The sequence below is a fragment of the Streptomyces sp. NPDC006458 genome (genome assembly GCF_040612135.1).
In the GTDB taxonomy this organism is placed as follows: domain Bacteria; phylum Actinomycetota; class Actinomycetes; order Streptomycetales; family Streptomycetaceae; genus Streptomyces.
The window spans coordinates 127,578-146,883 of sequence record NZ_JBEXPR010000013.1; the positions used below are offsets into that span (position 1 = coordinate 127,578).

20 protein-coding genes and 1 pseudogene are annotated in these 19,306 nt (G+C 71.4%); 15 read left to right on the top strand and 6 right to left on the bottom strand.

Annotation, left to right across the window (positions count from 1 at the left end; genetic code table 11):
- Window positions 1–74: 74 nt before the first annotated feature.
- Both ABZZ79_RS19420 and ABZZ79_RS19425 read right to left on the bottom strand, forming a co-directional pair.
- Entirely contained in the window at window positions 75–1,394 is a 1,320-nt protein-coding gene (locus ABZZ79_RS19420; RefSeq protein ID WP_356690266.1) for a D-arabinono-1,4-lactone oxidase, read from the bottom strand.
- Window positions 1,354–2,592 carry an MFS transporter gene (locus tag ABZZ79_RS19425; protein WP_356690268.1) on the bottom strand — a complete coding sequence of 413 codons (1,239 nt, stop codon included), beginning with the start codon at window positions 2,590–2,592 and terminating at the stop codon, window positions 1,354–1,356. Before ABZZ79_RS19425 ends, ABZZ79_RS19420 begins: the two co-directional genes overlap by 41 nt.
- Before the next feature lie 173 nt (window positions 2,593–2,765).
- Between ABZZ79_RS19425 and ABZZ79_RS19430 the strand changes: the two genes are divergently transcribed.
- Both ABZZ79_RS19430 and ABZZ79_RS19435 read left to right on the top strand, forming a co-directional pair.
- Window positions 2,766–3,893 (top strand): ferrochelatase, encoded by a 1,128-nt coding sequence (locus tag ABZZ79_RS19430; protein WP_356690270.1) that lies wholly within the window; start codon window positions 2,766–2,768, stop codon window positions 3,891–3,893.
- 8 nt (window positions 3,894–3,901) lie between these two features.
- Window positions 3,902–4,717 carry an inositol monophosphatase family protein gene (locus tag ABZZ79_RS19435; RefSeq protein ID WP_356690272.1) on the top strand — a complete coding sequence of 272 codons (816 nt, stop codon included), beginning with the start codon at window positions 3,902–3,904 and terminating at the stop codon, window positions 4,715–4,717.
- A 183-nt stretch (window positions 4,718–4,900) separates the two neighbouring features.
- Here ABZZ79_RS19435 and ABZZ79_RS19440 read toward each other — a convergent pair whose 3' ends face one another.
- Window positions 4,901–5,074 carry a hypothetical protein gene (locus ABZZ79_RS19440; protein ID WP_356690274.1) on the bottom strand — a complete coding sequence of 58 codons (174 nt, stop codon included), beginning with the start codon at window positions 5,072–5,074 and terminating at the stop codon, window positions 4,901–4,903.
- A 422-nt stretch (window positions 5,075–5,496) separates the two neighbouring features.
- Here ABZZ79_RS19440 and ABZZ79_RS19445 point away from each other — a divergent pair, with 422 nt between their 5' ends.
- The 4 genes from ABZZ79_RS19445 to ABZZ79_RS19460 all read left to right on the top strand — a co-directional run bounded on the left by ABZZ79_RS19445 (window position 5,497) and on the right by ABZZ79_RS19460 (window position 9,114).
- Window positions 5,497–6,150 carry a response regulator transcription factor gene (locus ABZZ79_RS19445; RefSeq protein WP_003993508.1) on the top strand — a complete coding sequence of 218 codons (654 nt, stop codon included), beginning with the start codon at window positions 5,497–5,499 and terminating at the stop codon, window positions 6,148–6,150.
- 6 nt (window positions 6,151–6,156) lie between these two features.
- The gene (locus ABZZ79_RS19450) at window positions 6,157–7,404 is read left to right on the top strand and encodes a HAMP domain-containing sensor histidine kinase (protein WP_356690276.1); all 1,248 of its coding nucleotides are present in this window, start codon (window positions 6,157–6,159) and stop codon (window positions 7,402–7,404) included.
- A 395-nt stretch (window positions 7,405–7,799) separates the two neighbouring features.
- Window positions 7,800–8,096 (top strand): DUF4193 domain-containing protein, encoded by a 297-nt coding sequence (locus ABZZ79_RS19455; RefSeq protein WP_043504706.1) that lies wholly within the window; start codon window positions 7,800–7,802, stop codon window positions 8,094–8,096.
- Between the two features lie 13 nt (window positions 8,097–8,109).
- The gene (locus ABZZ79_RS19460; RefSeq protein ID WP_356690279.1) at window positions 8,110–9,114 is read left to right on the top strand and encodes a hypothetical protein; all 1,005 of its coding nucleotides are present in this window, start codon (window positions 8,110–8,112) and stop codon (window positions 9,112–9,114) included.
- A gap of 36 nt (window positions 9,115–9,150) precedes the next feature.
- On the opposite strand, the gene ABZZ79_RS19465 is transcribed toward ABZZ79_RS19460, so the two are convergent.
- On the bottom strand, window positions 9,151–9,615 hold the full coding sequence (locus ABZZ79_RS19465) for a DUF3093 domain-containing protein (protein WP_356690281.1): 465 nt from the start codon (window positions 9,613–9,615) through the stop codon (window positions 9,151–9,153).
- A 58-nt stretch (window positions 9,616–9,673) separates the two neighbouring features.
- On the opposite strand from ABZZ79_RS19465, the gene ABZZ79_RS19470 reads away from it, so the two are divergent.
- From ABZZ79_RS19470 to ABZZ79_RS19510, 9 genes and pseudogenes are all read left to right on the top strand, one after another.
- Window positions 9,674–10,258, top strand: coding sequence for a PaaI family thioesterase (locus tag ABZZ79_RS19470; RefSeq protein ID WP_356690283.1), 585 nt, complete (start codon window positions 9,674–9,676; stop codon window positions 10,256–10,258).
- Entirely contained in the window at window positions 10,255–10,815 is a 561-nt protein-coding gene (gene dut, locus ABZZ79_RS19475) for a dUTP diphosphatase (RefSeq protein WP_356690285.1), read from the top strand. The genes ABZZ79_RS19470 and dut overlap by 4 nt, the downstream gene beginning before the upstream one ends.
- Window position 10,816: 1 nt before the next feature.
- On the top strand, window positions 10,817–11,584 hold the full coding sequence (locus ABZZ79_RS19480; RefSeq protein ID WP_356690287.1) for a DUF3710 domain-containing protein: 768 nt from the start codon (window positions 10,817–10,819) through the stop codon (window positions 11,582–11,584).
- A 153-nt stretch (window positions 11,585–11,737) separates the two neighbouring features.
- Window positions 11,738–12,108: pseudogene (locus ABZZ79_RS19485) on the top strand (hypothetical protein); the annotation flags it as partial.
- A gap of 166 nt (window positions 12,109–12,274) precedes the next feature.
- Window positions 12,275–12,967, top strand: coding sequence for an ABC transporter ATP-binding protein (locus ABZZ79_RS19490; protein ID WP_356690289.1), 693 nt, complete (start codon window positions 12,275–12,277; stop codon window positions 12,965–12,967).
- A gap of 190 nt (window positions 12,968–13,157) precedes the next feature.
- Window positions 13,158–15,704, top strand: coding sequence for a sensor histidine kinase KdpD (locus tag ABZZ79_RS19495; protein WP_356690291.1), 2,547 nt, complete (start codon window positions 13,158–13,160; stop codon window positions 15,702–15,704).
- A complete protein-coding gene (locus ABZZ79_RS19500; RefSeq protein ID WP_356690293.1) occupies window positions 15,701–16,384 on the top strand; it encodes a response regulator in 684 nt (227 codons plus the stop codon). The genes ABZZ79_RS19495 and ABZZ79_RS19500 overlap by 4 nt, the downstream gene beginning before the upstream one ends.
- Window positions 16,385–16,486: 102 nt before the next feature.
- Entirely contained in the window at window positions 16,487–16,885 is a 399-nt protein-coding gene (locus tag ABZZ79_RS19505) for an OB-fold nucleic acid binding domain-containing protein (RefSeq protein ID WP_356690295.1), read from the top strand.
- A gap of 3 nt (window positions 16,886–16,888) precedes the next feature.
- Window positions 16,889–17,611, top strand: coding sequence for a DUF3159 domain-containing protein (locus ABZZ79_RS19510; protein WP_356690297.1), 723 nt, complete (start codon window positions 16,889–16,891; stop codon window positions 17,609–17,611).
- Between the two features lie 75 nt (window positions 17,612–17,686).
- Here the strand turns inward: ABZZ79_RS19510 and ABZZ79_RS19515 are convergent, their stop codons facing one another.
- Together ABZZ79_RS19515 and ABZZ79_RS19520 are read right to left on the bottom strand one after the other, a co-directional pair.
- Window positions 17,687–18,361 (bottom strand): TrkA family potassium uptake protein, encoded by a 675-nt coding sequence (locus tag ABZZ79_RS19515; RefSeq protein WP_356690299.1) that lies wholly within the window; start codon window positions 18,359–18,361, stop codon window positions 17,687–17,689.
- On the bottom strand, window positions 18,361–19,029 hold the full coding sequence (locus ABZZ79_RS19520; RefSeq protein WP_356690301.1) for a TrkA family potassium uptake protein: 669 nt from the start codon (window positions 19,027–19,029) through the stop codon (window positions 18,361–18,363). Before ABZZ79_RS19520 ends, ABZZ79_RS19515 begins: the two co-directional genes overlap by 1 nt.
- Window positions 19,030–19,306: the final 277 nt, after the last annotated feature.

Consider the following 19,306-nt stretch of genomic DNA (forward strand, 5'->3'; position numbering starts at 1 on the left):
GGGGAGAGTCAAGCGCCGGGCGGTCCGGGTGAGTTCGGCGTCGGCCGCCCGACGCGCCCGCCCCGCCGCCTCCGTCACGCTCCCAGAATCCGCCGCAAGTAGTCGTTCTGGAACAGTCGTTGCGGATCCAGCCGGTCCCGCAGGGCCGTGAACTCCCCGAAGCGCGGGTAGACACCCGCGAAGTACTCCGCGTCGCGTGTGTGCACCTTGCCCCAGTGCGGCCGCCCCTCGTGGGCGGTGAAGATGCGCTCGGCGGCGGTGAAGTACGCCTGGTAGGGCGTGCCCCGGAACATGTGGACGGCGATGTACGCGCTGTCCCGGCCCGACGCGGTGGACAGGGCGATGTCGTCGGCGGGGGCGGTGCGCACCTCGACGGGGAAGCTGATGCGCAGTCGGGAGCGGTCCACCATGCCCTTGAGTTCGCGCAGGGTGTCGACCAGCGCCTCGCGCGGGACGGCGTACTCCATCTCCACGAACCGCACGCGGCGGGGCGAGGTGAAGACCTTGTAGGGGATGTCGGTGTAGCCGCGGGCGGACAGCGCGGTGCTGGCGATCCTGGCGATGGAGGGGATCGCGCCGGGTGCCGCCCGGCCCGCCCACTGGGCGGCCTGGAAGACGCCGTTGGACAGGAACTCGTCCTCGAACCACCCCGCCAGCCGGCTCACCGGCTGTTCCGGGCCCGCGCTGCGGTTGTTGCGCTTGGTGTTGGTGTTCCCGGTGTGCGGGAACCAGTAGAACTCGAAGTGCTCGTTCTCGGCCCACAGCCGGTCGAACTCGGAGAGCACGCGGTCCAGCGGCATCGGCTCCTCGCGCGCGGTGAGCAGGAAGACCGGCTCCACGGCGAAGGTGATCGCGGTGACGATGCCGAGGGCACCCAGGCCGATCCGGGCGGCGGCGAAGACGTCCGGGTTCTCCTTCTCGGAACAGGTGAGCACCGAGCCGTCGGCCAGGACCAGCTCCAGGCCCCTGATCTGCGCGGCGATGGAGGCCGACTCCCGGCCGGTGCCGTGGGTGCCGGTGCTCGTGGCGCCGGAGACGGTCTGCTCCATGATGTCGCCCATGTTGGTGAGCGACAGTCCCTCGCGCGCGAGAGCCATGTTGAGTCTCTTGAGCGGGGTGCCCGCCTCGACCGTGACCGTCATGGAGTCCCGGTCGAGGGTGCGGATGCCCGTCAACAGTTGAGGGCGGATCAACACACCGTCGGTGGCCGCGACGGACGTGAAGGAGTGGCCGCTGCCTATGGGCTTGACGGTCAGCCCGTCCTGCGCCGCCGAGCGCACCACGGCGGCGAGTTCCTCCACGGAGGCGGGCGTGGCCTCCCGCGCGGGACGGGCGCTGACGTTGCCACCCCAGTTACGCCACGTGCCGTTCTTCCCGATCGTTGTGCTGCTCAACGGTGCCTCCCCGACCCGGAGCCGGCCTGCCGAGCCGGCGGTAGCCAAGGAAACCCACCGCGACCGCGACGGCCCCGGCGGCCGCCGGAACCACGTACCCGTCACGCGCGCCCGAGGCGTCGATCACCCAGCCCGCGGCCGAGGAGCCCAGCGCGATCCCGACCGCGAGCCCGGTGCTCACCCAGGTCATGCCCTCGGTCAGCCGTGCGCGAGGTACGTGCTGCTCGATGAGGGACATGGTGGTGATCATCGTGGGAGCGATGGCCAGACCGGCAACGAACAGCGCCACGGCCAGAAACGGCAAGTTCCCGACCAGTAGGAGGGGGATCATACTCACGGCCATCGCACATACGCCCAGCAGCCAGCGACGTTCGGGCGCCCCCTTGAAGTGCAGCAGCCCGAACACCACCCCCGCGGCACAGGAGCCCGCCGCGTACAGCGCGAGCACGACGCTCGCCGCGGCCTTGTGGCCCTGCTCCTCGGCGAAGGCCACGGTGACCACGTCGACCGCGCCGAAGATCGTGCCGGTGGCCACGAAGGTGCCGACCAGTACCTGGAGCCCGGGGGCGCGCAGGGCGGTGCCGCCGCCGTGGTGCTCCCGCGGGTGCGGCGCGGGCTCGGTGGCGCGCTGCGCGGTCAGCCAGAAGACGCCGGCCGCCAGGAAGCACCCGGCGAGCAGCGGTCCGGCCTCGGGGAACCAGACGGTGGACAGGCCGATGGAGATGATCGGCCCGAAGATGAAGCAGACCTCGTCCACCACGGACTCGAAGGAGTACGCGGTGTGCAGTTGCGGAGTGCCCCGGTACAGGGCGGCCCAGCGGGCCCGGATCATCGCGCCGACACTCGGCACGCAGCCGATGCCCACGCAGGACACGAACAGCACCCAGTCCGGCCACCCGTAGTGCGCGGCCGGCAGCAGCACCGCCGCCGCGGCGAGTGACACCAGCGTCGCCGGACGCAGCACCCGGCGCTGCCCGTACAGGTCGACCAGACGGGAGACCTGGGGCCCGTTCACCGCCGCGGACAGCGCGATGGTCGCCGACAGCGCGCCGGCCAGGCCGTAGCGGCCGGTCAGCTGCGACACCATGGTCACCACGCCGATGCCCATCATCGACAGCGGCATGCGACCGAGGAAGCCCGCCGTGGAGAAGGCCTTGGTGCCGGGAGCGGCGAACAGGGCGAGATAGGGGCTTGGCACAGGGCACTCCGAGGGAACGGGACGCCGCGTCCGGGACACGGACGGGGCGCGGGGCGGCGGCTCAGTAAGGCGCGAAGTAAATCCACACAGCTTACGAGTTAGGTAACCCTAACGCACCCCCTCGGCAGGGTGGCCGTTTCCCGGCTGTCAGTGGCTGATGGCAGGATCGAGGCATGCCAGACGCGCTCGATGCCAGCCCCTACGACGCCCTGCTCCTGCTCTCCTTCGGCGGCCCCGAGGGCCCGGACGACGTGGTCCCGTTCCTGCGGAACGTGACGCGGGGACGGGGCATCCCCGAGGAACGCCTCAAGGAAGTCGGGCAGCACTACTTCCTCTTCGGCGGGGTCAGCCCCATCAACGACCAGAACCGCGCCCTGCTGGACGCCCTACGCAAGGACTTCGCCGGGCACGGCCTGGACCTGCCGGTGTACTGGGGCAACCGCAACTGGGCGCCGTATCTGACCGACACCCTGCGCGAGATGGCCGCCGACGGGCGGCGCCGCGTCCTCGTCCTGGCCACCAGTGCCTACGCCTCGTACTCCGGCTGCCGCCAGTACCGGGAGAACCTCGCCGACGCGCTGGCGACGCTCCGGGACGAGGGCGTGCAGGTGCCCCGGATCGACAAGCTGCGGCACTACTTCAACCACCCCGGCTTCGTCGAGCCGATGACCGAGGGCGTCCTCGCGTCCCTGGCCGACCTGCCCGAAGACGTGCGCGCGGGCGCCCACATCGCGTTCACCACCCACTCGATCCCCGACTCCGCGGCGGACAGCTCCGGCCCCGTCGAGGACCACGGCGACGGCGGCGCGTACGTGGCGCAGCACCTGGACGTGGCCCGGCTGATCGCGGACGCGGTCCGCGAGCGCACCGGCGCCGAGCACCCCTGGAAGCTGGTGTACCAGTCCCGCTCCGGCGCCCCGCACATCCCCTGGCTGGAGCCGGACATCTGCGACCACCTCCAGGAGCGGCACGCGGCCGGGGTGCCGGCCGTCGTCATGGCCCCCATCGGCTTCGTCTCCGACCACATGGAGGTCCTGTACGACCTCGACACCGAGGCCACCGCCAAGGCCGCCGAGCTCGGCCTGCCCGTGCGCCGCTCGGCCACCGTCGGCGCCGACCCGCGCTTCGCGGCCGCAGTCCGCGAGCTGGTCCTGGAGCGCGCCGCAGTCGAGCGCGGCCAGGAGGTCGCGCCCTGCGCGCTGGGCACGCTGGGCGCGAGCCACCACCTCTGTCCCGTCGGCTGCTGCCCGGCCCGGGCCGCCCGCCCGGCCGCCGCGGGCGCCGACAGCCCCTTCGCCTGAGGAGCGACGTGACCGACCCCCTGCATACGGAACTGCTCCGGCTCGCCCAGGAGGCCGCCCGCCGCGCGGGAGCCCTGCTGCGCGACGGCCGTCCCGCCGACCTCGCGGTGGCCGCCACCAAGTCGAGCCCCATCGACGTCGTCACCGAGATGGACATCGCGGCGGAGAAGCTGATCACCGGCTACCTCTCCGAGCACCGCCCGCAGGACGGCTTCCTCGGCGAGGAGGGCGCCTCCAGCGACGGCAGTTCGGGCGTCCGCTGGGTGATCGACCCCCTCGACGGCACGGTCAACTACCTCTACGGCCTGCCCACCTGGGCCGTGTCCATCGCCGCCGAGCAGGACGGCGAGACCGTGGTCGGCGTGGTCGCGATCCCGATGCGCGGCGAGACCCACAGCGCGGTGCTCGGGCGCGGCGCCTGGGCCACCGGGGCCTGGGAGGGCGAGCGCGCTCTCGCCTGCCGCCCGGCCCCGCCGCTGGACCAGGCCCTCGTGTCCACCGGCTTCAACTACGTCTCCGAGGTCCGCGCCCACCAGGCCGAGGTCGCCCACCGGCTGATCCCGCTGCTGCGCGACATCCGGCGCGGGGGTTCGGCCGCGGTCGACCTGTGCGACGTGGCCGCCGGCCGCCTCGACGGCTACTACGAGCGCGGCCTGAACGCCTGGGACTACGCCGCCGGTGACCTGATCGCGCGGGAGGCGGGCGCGCTGACCGGTGGACGCCCCTCGGAGCGCCCCTCGCGCGCTCTCACGGTCGCCGGCACCCCGGGCGTCTTCGAGCCCCTCCAGCGCCTTCTGGAGGAGTTCGGCGCCTGGCACGACTGAGGACGTCCCGCCGAGGCTCCGGAGGGACGACAGGCCCCCAGGGCGGGCCTGAGGGCCCCTGGACGGACGTCCGGCCCCCGGCACAGCCGCGGGGTCCCCAAAGAAAGGGCGTCCGGCCCCGACACGGCAGCAGGCCCCCGGTGCTGGATTCACCGGGGGCCTGCTGCCGTACGGATGAGCCCGTCAGACGCGGTACGCGCCGACTTCCACACCGTGTTCGGCCGCGAGACGGCGCAGGTCGTCGAGCTCGCCCTGCTCCACCTCGACGAGGAAGTCGTCGCCGTCGTTCCGGGCCCGCGTCAGGTCGGACTCGGTCGCCTTTATGCGCTGCAGAAGTCCTGCGGTGAATGCGTCCATGCTGCGCCCCCTCGTCCTGGGTCGTGGGTCGATGGCACGGGGGTGTGCCGGATGGGAAGGGGCGATCACCTCTCCCGTGGCTGCCCGGACGTACCGTGCCGGGCGGCTACGGTGCCAGGACCTCCACGCCCGCTCTGCGGCAAGCGGAACACGACGTACCGCATGGTGCTGCGGTACAAGCAGAGTGTGATCGCGGGGTGTAAACCGTCCTCCCCTGGCTCCCTTCCGCGGAAACCTCAACAGCCCGAGAAAATCTGGCATTCCCGGCCCGGCCGACCGCCGTCCCAGCCCCCGCCATCTCCCGCTCACCTCGCCTTACCCCCGACTTATGGCCGAAAAGGGCAGGATGGACGCCAACACACCCACCCAGCCCCTGCCCGCGCGCGCTCCGCTACGCGGGTGGACACAGGAAGGACAGCGACGTGCGCGTACTCGTCGTCGAGGACGAGCAGCTGCTCGCCGATGCGGTGGCCACCGGACTGCGCCGGGAGGCCATGGCCGTCGACGTCGTGTACGACGGCGCGGCGGCCCTGGAGCGCATCGGCGTCAACGACTACGACGTGGTCGTCCTCGACCGCGACCTGCCCCTGGTCCACGGCGACGACGTCTGCCGCAAGATCGTCGAGCTCGGGATGCCCACGCGCGTGCTGATGCTCACCGCGTCCGGCGACGTCAGCGACCGCGTCGAGGGCCTGGAGATCGGCGCCGACGACTACCTCCCCAAGCCCTTCGCCTTCAGCGAGCTGATCGCGCGCGTGCGCGCCCTCGGGCGGCGCACCAGCGTGCCGCTGCCGCCCGTCCTGGAGCGGGCAGGCATCAAGCTCGACCCCAACCGCCGCGAGGTCTTCCGCGACGGCAAGGAGGTCCAGCTCGCGCCGAAGGAGTTCGCCGTCCTGGAGGTGCTCATGCGCAGCGAGGGCGCGGTGGTCTCCGCCGAGCAACTGCTGGAGAAGGCGTGGGACGAGAACACCGATCCGTTCACCAACGTGGTCCGGGTGACCGTGATGACGCTGCGCCGCAAGCTGGGCGAGCCGCCCGTCATCGTCACCGTTCCCGGTTCCGGCTACCGGATCTGATCCCCCGTGGCCGCGACCCCCGCGCCGCCTCAGGCGCCCCCGAAACCCACCTGGGACCCCCGACGGCAGGAAGCCCCCTTCCCCTGGCTTCGCCCGACCATCCGGATACGGCTCACGCTGCTGTACGGCGGGATGTTCCTGATCGCCGGGATCATGCTCCTGTCGATCATCTACCTTCTGGCGGCCCAGGCCCTGAACTCGGGCAACGAGCCGCTGTTCAAGATCGTCGGCGGCAAGGCCATCGAGGTCACCAGTGACAGCTGTCCCGCGATCAACACCGACAACCTCCCGCTGAGCGCCTTCAACGAGGCGATCAGCGAGTGCACCGACCACCAGCGCCGGGTCGCCCTGGACAACCTGCTCAGCCGCTCGCTGCTGGCCCTCCTCGGGCTCGCCGTGATCGCCTTCGCGTTCGGTTACGCGATGGCGGGCCGGGTGCTGTCGCCGCTGGGCCGGATCACCCGCACCGCCCGCCAGGTGGCCGGTTCGGACCTGTCCCGCCGTATCGAGCTGGACGGCCCGGACGACGAGCTGAAGGAACTGGCCGACACCTTCGACGACATGCTGGAGCGCCTCCAGCGGGCCTTCACGGCGCAGCAGCGCTTCGTCGGCAACGCCTCGCACGAACTGCGCACCCCGCTGGCGATCAACCGCACGCTGCTGGAGGTGCATCTGTCGGACCCGAACGCGCCGGTGGAGCTCCAGCAGCTCGGCAAGACGCTGCTGGCCACCAACGAGCGCAGCGAGCTGCTCGTGGAGGGTCTGCTGCTGCTCGCCCGCAGCGACAACCAGATCGTGGAGCGCAAGCCGGTCGACCTCGCCGAGGTCGCCTCGCAGGCCGTCGACCAGGTGCACGCCGAGGCGGACGCCAAGGGCGTGGAGATCCGCGGCACACGCGAGCCCGCGGTGGTCCAGGGCAACGGCGTGCTGCTGGAGCGGATCGCCCTGAACCTCGTCCAGAACGCGGTGCGCTACAACATCGCCGAGGGAGGATGGGTCGAGGTCACCACCGAGGCGCAGCACGGCCAGGCGGTGCTGGTGGTGTCGAACACGGGGCCGGTCGTCCCGGCGTACGAGGTCGACAACCTCTTCGAGCCGTTCCGCCGGCTGCGTACCGAGCGCACCGGCAGCGACAAGGGGGTCGGGCTGGGTCTGTCCATCGTGAGGTCCGTGGCACGGGCGCACGGCGGGCACATCGCGGCCCAGCCGAGGGAAGGAGGAGGGCTCGTGATGCGAGTCACCTTCCCTGTCTGAGATCATGTCGCCGACACACGCGAGGATGTTCGCTTTGCGCGGAATTTTCCGGGCACTCGGCGAGGTTTCAGGTGTGTGATCGATCACAAGGGCGAATTTCCGGCCATCTACTCTCCGTGATCATGTGAGCCGTCGGAAAGTCGGGAAAATCCGTGTTTTCCAGGGTCTTGATCACGGGAAGTACACGGGGAGGCGCCTTTGAAGTGCAGAGATGGGGCCGTGTACGGTCCCGATCGCCACCCAAACCGATCACTCGTGAGGAGTCCGGTTGGGTGTCGATTGAGTAACAGACCTTGATGTGAGGCAAAATCTCCGCCTCAGGTCGGGCACAAGTCCGGCCTCTCACGCGTTACGTGCGCTGGAGACACCGCAGACACCCGGAGGGGGAGAGCGACATGGCAACCGACTACGACACCCCACGCAAGACCGACGACGACGTCGACTCGGACAGCCTGGAAGAGCTGAAGGCTCGGCGGAACGACAAGTCCGCGTCGTCCGTCGACGTAGACGAGTTCGAGGCCGCCGAGGGCCTGGAACTGCCCGGCGCAGACCTCTCCAATGAGGAGTTGGCTGTCCGGGTGCTTCCGAAGCAGCAGGACGAGTTCACCTGCATGAGCTGCTTCCTGGTCCACCACCGCAGCCAGCTGGCCCGCGAGAAGAACGGCCAGCCGATCTGCCGCGACTGCGACTGAGGAAGGGTCGGGCGTGACTGGCTCGACCCCGCCTCGGAAGCGCCGCTTCTCCCTCGGGAGGACGGACCTGGGGCCGCACGACGGCCCGTACGGCGCGCATGACGACGAGCGGGGCTCATCCATGACGGGACCGGTTCCCGAGGAACCGGATCCCACGGGCACGGCTGCCCCGGAACCACCTCCCACGGGAACGGTTCTTCCGGTGCAGTTCACCCCGGGATCGGCCTCGCTCGGACCGGCCGGAGACCCCGGCCGTCCGTCGGCTCCCGCGCCCGTGGCCCGTCGGCGGGCCGCGGTGATCCGCGACCGGGCCATGGACCTGGCCAGGGAAGGCGCCCGCAGGGGCGGCGACCGGGCCCGGGCCGGGCTCGGCTACATCGCCGACCGGATCATCGACATCGCGCCCAGAATTCCTGTGCGCGACCTGGCCGCGCTGCGTCGGCAGTTCCCGGGCCTCGGGCCCGAGCAGATCGCCGACAAGCTCGTGGCGGGCGCGGCGACCGCGTCAGCGACGGTCGGCGCGGGAGTCGGCGCGGCGGCCATGCTGCCCGTGCCGCCCGCGATGCCGGCGGAGCTGGCCGCGGAGATCACCGGCGTCGCGGCGATCGAGCTCAAGCTCATCGCCGAACTCCACGAGGTGTACGGCGTACGGCCGTCCGGCACGCTCATGGAGCGCAGCACCGCGTATCTGCGCTCGTGGTCGGGCGAGCGGGGCATCGACGTCATGAAGCCGACGTCGATCAACTCCGCCCTCGGCGGCCAGATGAAGCGCGAGCTGCGCCAGCAGATCATGAAGCGCGTGGTGCGCGACCTGCCGAACCTGATGCCGTTCATGGTGGGTGCCGCCGTGGGAGCGGTCATGAACCGCCGTGACACCAAGAAACTCGCCGCCCGGATCCGGGCGGACCTGCGCAGGATCCAGGTGCCCTGGGACGCCCTGCCCGAGCTGCCGCCCCTGGAGCAGCCACAGCGGCCGCTGGAGGTCGGCGACATCACCAAGGAGCTCGGCGGCCACTAGGGGGCCGCGAGGCCCCCGGCGGGCCCTTCAGGGGCGTTACGCGGCCGTCGTGCGCGCGGCCCGGATGGCCTCCGCGAGCCGCTCCGGCTCCCGCGTGGACAGGTACAGGTACGGCGTCGGGTCGGCCGGGTCGGTGACCTCGACCTTGAGGGCCGTGGGGATGTAGGCGCGCAGCAGCAGGAAGGCACGGGTGTCGGCCTTGTACGTGCGCCAAGCGCGCGCCTCCTCGGCGTCCAGGATCTCCGCCTCGCCCAGCGCCGTCACCGGGATCTTCGCCTCGCCCGCGATCAGCGAGCCGTTCACGACGCGGATGCGCACGGAGCCGTAGGAACTGGCCACGACCGCCGAGGCGGCGGTGCCGCCGGCCAGACCGCCCAGCATCAGCAGGGTGCCGAACGGCAGCAGGATCAGGGCCATCGAGACGCCGGCCAGGAAGCACACCAGCCACCACGAGCGGGGGGCCGTCAGGCGTTCTTCGTAGGGGGTGGTGGAGAGCTGCATGGGGCCAAGCTTGGCACGGTGTCCTGGTATCACCGACGCGCGGGTAAGGTCTGCGCCTGTGAGTGGTACTTCCGCAAGTCTTCAGCCGCCGGCCGACGCCGTGAAGCCGGTCCGGCACCCCGACGCCCCCGCTCCGGGGGAGCTCCTCGGCGCCCACTACGACCTGTGTTTCGGCTGCGGCGGCGGACAGTCGCACGGCCTGCACCTGGAGGCGCGGGCCGGTGACGGCGTCAGCATCACGGCCGAGTTCACCGTGCAGCCCGCCCATCAGGGCGCTCCGGGGCTCGCGCACGGCGGTGTCCTCGCCACGGCGCTGGACGAGACGCTGGGCTCGCTGAACTGGCTGCTGCGCACGATCGCGGTGACCGGGCGGCTGGAGACGGACTTCCGGCGGCCGGTGCCGGTGGGCACCACACTGCATCTGGAGGCCGAGGTCACCGCGGTGGCCGGGCGGAAGATCTACTCCACGGCCACCGGCCGGATCGGCGGCCCCGACGGGCCCGTCGCGGTCCGTGCCGACGCCCTGTTCATCGAGGTGAAGGTCGACCACTTCATCGACAACGGGCGCCCGGAGGAGATCAAGTTGGCCATGAGCGACCCGGACCAGGTCCGGCGGGCCCGCGCCTTCGAGGTGAACCCGTGAGCCGTGAGCCGTTGGACGTGCTCATCCGGCGCGTCGATCCGGACGTACCGCTTCCGGTGTATGAGCACCCCGGCGACGCGGGGGCGGATCTGCGGACCACCGAGGCGTACGAGCTGAAGCCCGGGGAGCGGGCGGTGCTTCCCACCGGGGTGGCGGTCGCGCTCCCGGAGGGGTACGCGGCCTTCGTGCACCCGCGCTCGGGGCTGGCCGCCCGCTGCGGTGTCGCCCTCGTGAATGCCCCGGGGACGGTTGATGCCGGGTACCGTGGGGAGATCAAGGTGATCGTGGTGAATCTCGACCCGCGCGAGTCCGTGCGGTTCGAGCGCTTCGACCGGATTGCCCAACTGGTTGTCCAGCAGGTCGACAGGGTCCGCTTCCGTCAGGTGGCGGAGCTTCCCGACTCGGCGCGGGCCGAGGGGGGCTTCGGGTCCACCGGTGGCCATGCCGCCGTGGGCGGCGGGAGCGGCGCAACCACGACAAGAGGTCAGGCCGCCGACGGCGGCACGACGGGTGGGAATCGATACGCTTCGGTCGTATCCGACCGGGAAGGACAGTGACGTGTTCGGACGTCGCAAGAAGAAGGATGCCGCCGAGGGCGCGGCCGGCGAGGCCGAGCAGGTCGTCGACAGCGTCGACAGTGAGGCGGACGAGGACGCGGGCGGCGCCGGTCGCCGACGCGTGAGGCTCGAACCGGAGCCGCGCCCCGACGGGCCGTGGGACAGCAGCGAGGTGCGCGAGCCCGGCGAGGGCCGCGTGGATCTGGGCGGGATCTTCGTCCCCGGGGTCGACGGCATGGAGTTGCGCGTCGAGGTCGCGGGTGACGCCATCGTCGCGGCCACGGTCGTGCTGCGCGACAGCGCGGTACAGCTGCAGGCCTTCGCGGCGCCCAAGCGCGAGGGCATCTGGGGCGAGGTGCGCGAGGAGATCGCCACCGGCATCACCCAGCAGGGCGGCATCGTCGACGAGGTCGAGGGTCCCCTCGGCTGGGAGCTGCGGGCGCAGGTGCCGGTGCAGCTGCCGGACGGCACGGGCGGCTTCCAGGTCGTGCGGTTCGTGGGCGTGGACGGCCCGCGCTGGTTCCTGCGCGGTGTGATCTCCGGCCAGGGCGCGGTCCAGCCGCAGGCCGCCGGGCTCCTGGAGCAGATCTTCCGCGACACGGTCGTGGTCCGCGGCGAGGGCCCGATGGCGCCCCGCGACCCGATCGTCCTGAAGCTGCCGAACGACGCGCAGATGGTGCCCGAGGGCGTCCAGCAGGAGGAGGGCTCGCGCTTCTCCGGTGGCATGGGCCAGCTCCAGCGCGGCCCGGAGATCACCGAGGTCCGCTGAGTCACGAGGTCCCGAAGGGCCGCACCCCCGACCAGGGGTGCGGCCCTTCGGCGTGTGCGGACCCTTGACGCGCGATTGGTCTGGACCTACGGTCACCGGTCAACGTTTGATGCATGAGAGCGGCCATCGTTCGCATATGAGAACGGAGCTGTCGTGCGTCGTACCCCCCTCCTCGCCCTCGCCACCGCCCTCCTGCTCAGCGGTGCCCTCGCGCAGCAGCCCGCGACGGCGACCCCCACCACCTTCGCCCACCCCGGAGTCACCGTCTCCCGGGGCCAGCTGGACTTCGCCCGCGGCCAGGTACTGGCCGGCGCCCAGCCCTGGAAGGGCGCCTACGACCAGATGATGGCGAGCAGGTACGCCGACCCGAACCGCACCCCGAAAGCCCGCGCGAATGCGGCTCGTACTCCAACCCCGACTACGGCTGCACGGACGAGCGCGAGGACGCGATCGCCGCGTACACCAACGCCCTCGCCTGGTACATCACCAAGGACGCCCGCCACGCCCGGAAGGCCATCCAGCTCGCCATGACCAACACCGAGGCCCTCACCCGGCGCAACCGCCCGGCCGGCAGCAACAACCTCTTCGTGGCCTGGGAGACCCTCACCCACGGGGACAACCCGAACTGAACCGTTGATCGGCCGGGCGCCGCCCGCGATACTGGCGCCCGGCCCACGGGGGAGGCGGAACATGAGCCAGGTGGTCACCGAGACCATGGTGCGCGTCCAGGACGTCCACAAGACGTACGGAACCGGCGCCGCCGCCGTACACGCCCTGCGGGGCGTCTCCTTCGAGCTGTGCCCCGGCGAACTCGTCGCCCTCAAGGGCCGCTCCGGATCAGGCAAGACCACCCTGCTGAACATCGTCGGCGGGCTCGACGCACCCGACCGGGGCAGCCTCACCGTCGACGGGCGCGAACTGTCCGGCCTCGGCGAGCAGGGCCTGCTCGAACTGCGCCGGGACCGCATCGGCTTCGTCTTCCAGTCCTTCGGGCTCATCCCCATCCTCACCGCCGCCGAGAACGTCGGCGTCCCCCTGCGGCTGCGCCGGGCCGAGGTCCGCGAGCGCGAGGAACGGGTTGAGCTGCTCCTCGCCCTCGTCGGCCTCGCCGACCACGCCGACCAGCGGCCCGGCGAGCTGTCCGGCGGCCAGCAGCAGCGCGTGGCCATCGCCCGCGCCCTCGCCAACAGCCCCGCCCTGCTGATCGCCGACGAACCCACCGCACAGCTCGACGCGGAGACCGGGCACGCCGTGATGGAGCTGCTGCGGGCCGTCGTGCTGAGCGAGAACGTCGCCGCCCTCGTCGCCACCCACGACACGACCCTGCTGGACCTGGCCGACCGGGTGCTGGAGCTCGGCGACGGGGAACTCCGCGAGAGCTGAGCCCGAGGGGCTGCGGGCCGCCGCCCGCACCCGGCGCCCGCCCCGGCCGGTGATGTCCGGCGCGCGCCGTCCGCACCGTCAGGGTTGCGTCAAAGACGCCCCGCACCCCGCCGCACGTCCCTTTTGCCGAGATCTCCGGCCGTACTGTCGACACTGCGTGAACAGCGGTGAAGAGAAGACAATGAGGGCCATGGGACGCGGGCGGCTTCGGATCTATCTCGGTGCGGCACCGGGCGTCGGCAAGACGTACGCCATGCTCTCCGAGGCGCATCGGCGCATCGAGCGTGGCACCGACTGCGTGGTCGGCTACGTCGAGCACCACGCGCGGCCGCGCACCGAGGTGATGCTGCACGGCCTGGAGCAGATCCCGCGCAGGGAGCTGGCGTACCGGGGCGGCGACTTCACGGAGATGGACGTGGACGCCGTCCTGGCCCGCCGCCCCCAGGTCGCCCTGGTGGACGAGCTGGCGCACACGAACGTGCCGGGCTCGCGCAACACCAAGCGCTGGCAGGACGTGGCGGAGCTGCTCGCCGCGGGCATCGATGTGGTCTCCACCGTCAACATCCAGCACCTGGAGTCGCTCGGCGATGTCGTGGAGTCCATCACGGGCGTACGGCAGCAGGAGACGGTTCCCGACGAGGTGGTCCGGCGTGCCGACCAGATCGAGCTGGTCGACATGTCGCCGCAGGCGCTGCGGCGCCGTATGGCGCACGGCAACATCTACCGGCCGGACAAGGTCGACGCGGCGCTGTCGAACTACTTCCGCCCCGGCAATCTGACCGCGCTGCGCGAGCTGGCGCTGCTGTGGGTGGCGGACCGGGTGGACGAGTACCTCACCGAGTACCGCAGCGAGCACAAGGTCTCCCGGATCTGGGGCTCGCGCGAGCGGATCGTGGCCGGTCTGACGGGCGGCCCGGAGGGGCGGACACTGATCCGGCGCGCGGCACGACTCGCGGAGAAGGGCGCGGGCGGTGAGGTGCTCGCGGTCTACATCTCACGCAGCGACGGTCTGACCGCGGCCTCGCCCAAGGAGCTGGCCGTCCAGCGGACCCTGGTGGAGGACCTGGGCGGCACCTTCCACCACGTGGTCGGCGACGACATACCCGCCGCCCTGCTGGACTTCGCGCGCGGCGTCAACGCCACCCAGATCGTCCTCGGCTCCTCACGCCGCAAGAGCTGGCAGTACGTCTTCGGACCCGGCGTCGGCGCCACCGTCGCCCGGGAGTCGGGGCCCGACCTCGACGTGCACATCGTCACGCACGGGCAGGTCGCCAAGGGACGGGGACTTCCGGTGGCCAGGGGCGCCCGGCTCGGGCGGGCACGGATCATCTGGGGCTGGCTCGTCGGGCTGCTCGGCCCGGTCGTGGCGGCGGTGCTGCTGAACACCGTCGACCTCGGCCTCGCCAACGACATGCTGCTGTTCCTCTCCATCGTCGTGGCGGCGGCCCTGCTCGGCGGACTGTTCCCGGCGCTGGCCTCGGCGGCCTTCGGCTCACTGCTGCTGAACTACTTCTACACACCGCCGCTGCACCGGTTCACCATCGCCGACCCGAAGAACATCGTCGCCATCGCGATCTTCATAGGGGTCGGGCTGTCGGTGGCCTCCGTGGTCGACCTGGCGGCGCGCAGGACCCATCAGGCGGCCCGGCTGCGGGCCGAGTCGGAGATCCTGTCCTTCCTCGCGGGCAACGTGCTGCGCGGCGAGACCTCGCTGGAGGAGCTGCTGGAGCGGGTCCGGGAGACCTTCGGCATGGACTCCGCGGCATTGCTGGAGCGGGACAGCGACGTCGAGCCGTGGTCCGTCGTCGGCCGGGCCGGCCACGGGCCGGTCATGGAGCGCCCCGAGGACGCCGACGTCGACGTCCCGGTCGGCGACCACCTCGCCCTCGCCCTGACCGGCCGGGTGCTGCCCGCCGAGGACCGCCGCGTGTTGGCCGCGTTCGCCGCGCAGGCCGCCGTGGTGCTGGACCGCAGGCGCCTGAAGGAGGAGGCCGACCAGGCCCGCGCCCTCGCCGAGGGCAACCGCATCCGCACCGCGCTCCTCGCCGCCGTCAGCCACGACCTGCGCACCCCCCTCGCGAGCATCAAGGCCTCTGTGTCGTCGCTGCGCTCGGACGACGTGGAGTGGTCCGAGGAGGACCGGGCCGAGCTGCTCGCGGGGATCGAGGAGGGCGCCGACCGGCTCGACCACCTCGTGGGCAACCTCCTCGACATGAGCCGCCTCCAGACCGGCACCGTCACGCCCATCGTCCGCGAGATCGACCTCGACGAGGTCGTGCCGATGGCCCTCGGCGGCGTCCCGGAGGGCAGCGTCGAGCTGGACGTCCCCGAGACCCTGCCCATGGTCGCCGTGGACGCGGGACTGCTGGAGCGGGCCGTGGCCAACCTCGTCGAGAACGCCGTCAAGTACAGCCCGCACGGCACGCCGGTGCTGGTGTCGGCCAGTGCCCTCGCCGACCGCGTCGAGGTGCGGATCGTGGACCGCGGACCCGGCGTTCCCGACGAGGCCAAGGAGCGCATCTTCGCGCCCTTCCAGCGCTACGGCGACGCCCCGCGCGGCGCCGGTGTCGGGCTCGGTCTCGCCGTCGCCCGCGGCTTCGCCGAGGCCATGGCCGGCACCCTGAGCGCCGAGGACACCCCGGGCGGCGGCCTGACCATGGTGCTCACCGTCCCGGCCGCGACACCTGCGAGCGGGGCACGGCCCTCCCCCGTACGACCCGAAAGGCGGGCTTCATGACCCGGGTGCTGGTGATCGACGACGAGCCGCAGATCGTGCGCGCCCTCGTGATCAACCTCAAGGCGCGCAAGTACGAGGTCGACGCCGCCCACGACGGCGCCGGCGCGCTGCGGCTGGCCGCCGACCGCCACCCGGACGTCGTCGTCCTCGACCTGGGCCTGCCCGACATGGACGGCGTCGAGGTCATCCGCGGGCTGCGCGGCTGGACCCGCGTGCCGATCATCGTGCTGTCCGCCCGCCATACCTCCGACGAGAAGGTCGAGGCGCTGGACGCGGGCGCCGACGACTACGTCACCAAGCCGTTCGGCATGGACGAGCTGCTTGCCCGGCTGCGCGCCGCGGTGCGCCGGGCCGAGCCGACCGGGGTCGGCGCGGAGGACGTCCTCGTGGAGACCGCGTCCTTCACCGTCGACCTGGCAGCGAAGAAGGTCACCCGCGACGGCAAGGACGTCCGGCTCACCCCCACGGAGTGGCATCTGCTGGAGGTGCTGGTGCGCAACGCCGGCCGCCTGGTCGGGCAGAAACAGCTCCTCCAGGAGGTGTGGGGGCCCTCGTACGGCACGGAGACGAACTATCTGCGCGTGTACATGGCCCAGCTCCGCCGGAAGCTGGAGGCGGACCCGTCGCATCCGAAGCACTTCATCACCGAGCCGGGGATGGGGTACCGGTTCGAGATGTGAGGGTTTCCAGAAGTGGGGTTCTCGAGAAGTGACGGGGTTGGTGAGGGATCTCCCGCCGGGCAGGGCTACTGGCCTGTCGGTCACCCCCGGTACCCTTCAGACATGAGTGCTGTTCCTCGATCCGACAAGCCGGTGGGCCGGTTCCGGCGCATGCTCGACCGGCTCTCCTCGTCGCAGGAGGACCTGGAGTCCGAGGAGCTGCGAGAGGACGCCGAGACCGCGGGCTGCACCCGCATCGGCGACTGTCACGACCGCGAGGTCGTCACCGTTACTGGTACCTTGCGCACGGTCACCCTCCGTCCGCGCGCGGGCGTGCCCGCCCTGGAGGCCGAGCTGTTCGACGGCTCCGCCGCCCTGGACGTGGTGTGGCTGGGCCGGCGTTCCATCAACGGGATCGAACCGGGACGCAGACTGATCGCGTCCGGCCGGATCTCGATGAGCCGGGGCCGCCGGGTGCTGTTCAACCCGAAGTACGAACTGAGACCCCTCGGTAGGGAGTAGCCGGTGACGTCGCTCGACAAGCCGACCCAGGACACTCAAGCGGACGATGCCCGGGCGGTGACGGAAGCCGCGCTGTTCGAGGCGTTCGGCGGGGTCCGGGGCATGGTCGAGACGGTGGTGCCCGGCCTTCTCTTCGTCACCATCTACACGATCAACAAGGACCTCCACATGTCCGCGATCGCCGCACTCGCGGTGTCGCTGGTCCTCGTGGTGGTCCGCCTGGTGATGAAGGACACCGTCAAGCACGCCTTCAGCGGTGTCTTCGGCGTGGCCTTCGGTGTCGTCTTCGCGATGATGACCGGCAACGCCAAGGACTTCTATCTGCCCGGCATGCTCTACACGCTGGGTCTCGCCCTGGCCTACATCATCACGACCCTGTGCGGTGTGCCGCTGATCGGCCTGATCCTCGGCCCGGTCTTCAAGGAGAACCTCTCCTGGCGCACCCGCAACCCCGGCCGCAAGAAGGCTTACGCCAAGGCCAGCTACGCCTGGGGCCTGATCCTGCTCGCCAAGTGCGCGATCCTCTTCCCGCTGTACTGGTGGGCCGACACCACCCAGCTCGGCTGGGTCCTGGTCGCGCTGAAGATCCCGCCGTTCCTGCTCGCCGTATGGCTGACCTGGGTCTTCCTGGCGAAGGCGCCGGCGCCGATCGATGTGTTCGCCGAGATGGAGGCGGCCGAGGAGGCGGAGAAGGAGCGCGAGGCCGCGGCCCGCGCGGGCGAGTAGACACCGCCCCTCCCGTACCACGAAAGGGCGCCCCGGCCATGCGGCCGGGGCGCCCTTCATCGTCGTAGGGGGACGTCAGTCGGTGTCGTCGCGCCGCACCGACAGCAGGTCCTCCAGCTGCTCCTCGCGCGCCTGCGCGGCCACGAACAGCAGCTCGTCACCCGCCTCCAGAGAGTCGTCCTTGGACGGGGTCAGCACCCGCGTGCCACGGATGATGGTGACCAGGGAGGTGTCCTCGGGCCACTCCACGGCACCGACCTGGGTGCCGGCCAGGGCCGACTCCTCCGGCAGCGTCAGCTCCACGAGGTTGGCGTCGCCGTGGCTGAAGCGCAGCAGCCGGACCAGGTCGCCGACGCTCACCGCCTCCTCCACCAGGGCCGACATCAGGCGCGGGGTGGAGACGGCCACGTCCACACCCCAGGACTCGTTGAACAGCCACTCGTTCTTGGGGTTGTTGACACGGGCGACGACGCGCGGGACGCCGTACTCCGTCTTGGCCAGCAGGGAGACGACCAGATTCACCTTGTCGTCGCCCGTCGCGGCGATCACGACGTTGCAGCGCTGGAGCGCGGCCTCGTCCAGGGACGTGATCTCGCAGGCGTCGGCGAGCAGCCACTCGGCCTGCGGGACGCGCTCGACCGAGATGGCGGTGGGCGCCTTGTCGATCAGCAGGACCTCGTGGCCGTTCTCCAGCAGCTCACCGGCGATCGACCGGCCGACCGCGCCGGCACCGGCAATGGCGACCCTCATCAGTGACCGCCCTCCTTCGGACCCTCGGCGAACGACGCCTCGACCTTCTCGACCTCGTCGGCACGCATCATCACGTGGACCAGGTCCCCCTCCTGGAGCACCGTCTGCGACGTGGGCAGCATCGCCTCGCCGAGCCGGGTCAGAAACGCCACGCGCACGCCCGTCTCCTCCTGGAGGCGGCTGATCTTGTGACCGACCCAGGCGGCCGACGCGTGCACCTCGGCGAGCTGGACGCCGCCGGTGGGGTCGCGCCACAGGGGCTCGGACCCGGAGGGCAGCAGCCGGCGCAGCATCTGGTCCGCGGTCCACCGGACGGTGGCCACGGTCGGGATGCCCAGACGCTGGTAGACCTCGGCGCGGCGGGGGTCGTAGATCCGGGCCGCGACGTTCTCGATGCCGAACATCTCGCGGGCGACGCGCGCGGCGATGATGTTGGAGTTGTCACCGCTGGAGACGGCGGCGAAGGCGCCGGCCTCCTCGATGCCCGCCTCGCGCAGGGTGTCCTGGTCGAAGCCGACGCCGGTGACCCGGCGACCGCCGAAAGAGGAGCCGAGGCGACGGAAGGCCGTGGGGTCCTGGTCGATCACCGCGACCGTGTGCCCCTGTTGCTCCAGGGTCTGCGCGAGAGCGGAACCCACTCTGCCGCAGCCCATGATGACGATGTGCACGACCGTCCTTCCGGTGTCACGAGTTGTTGACTTGGCTTGAACAGGGTCTCAGACCGCCGCCCAAGCTACACACGCACGGTGCTCGGGCGGCACCCCCGTGCACGGGGGTGCCGCCCGAGCTCAGCGACGGCTGATGCTGCGCAGGCTCGCGAGGGTCAGGACGGCGAGGGCGACGAGCGCGGCGGTCGCGCCGATCAGTTCTGCGGCGGAGGACATGGGGGCTCCTGGGCTGCGGGGAGGGGCGGGTTTGTCATATAGGCATAGGGGTGGGCGCGGC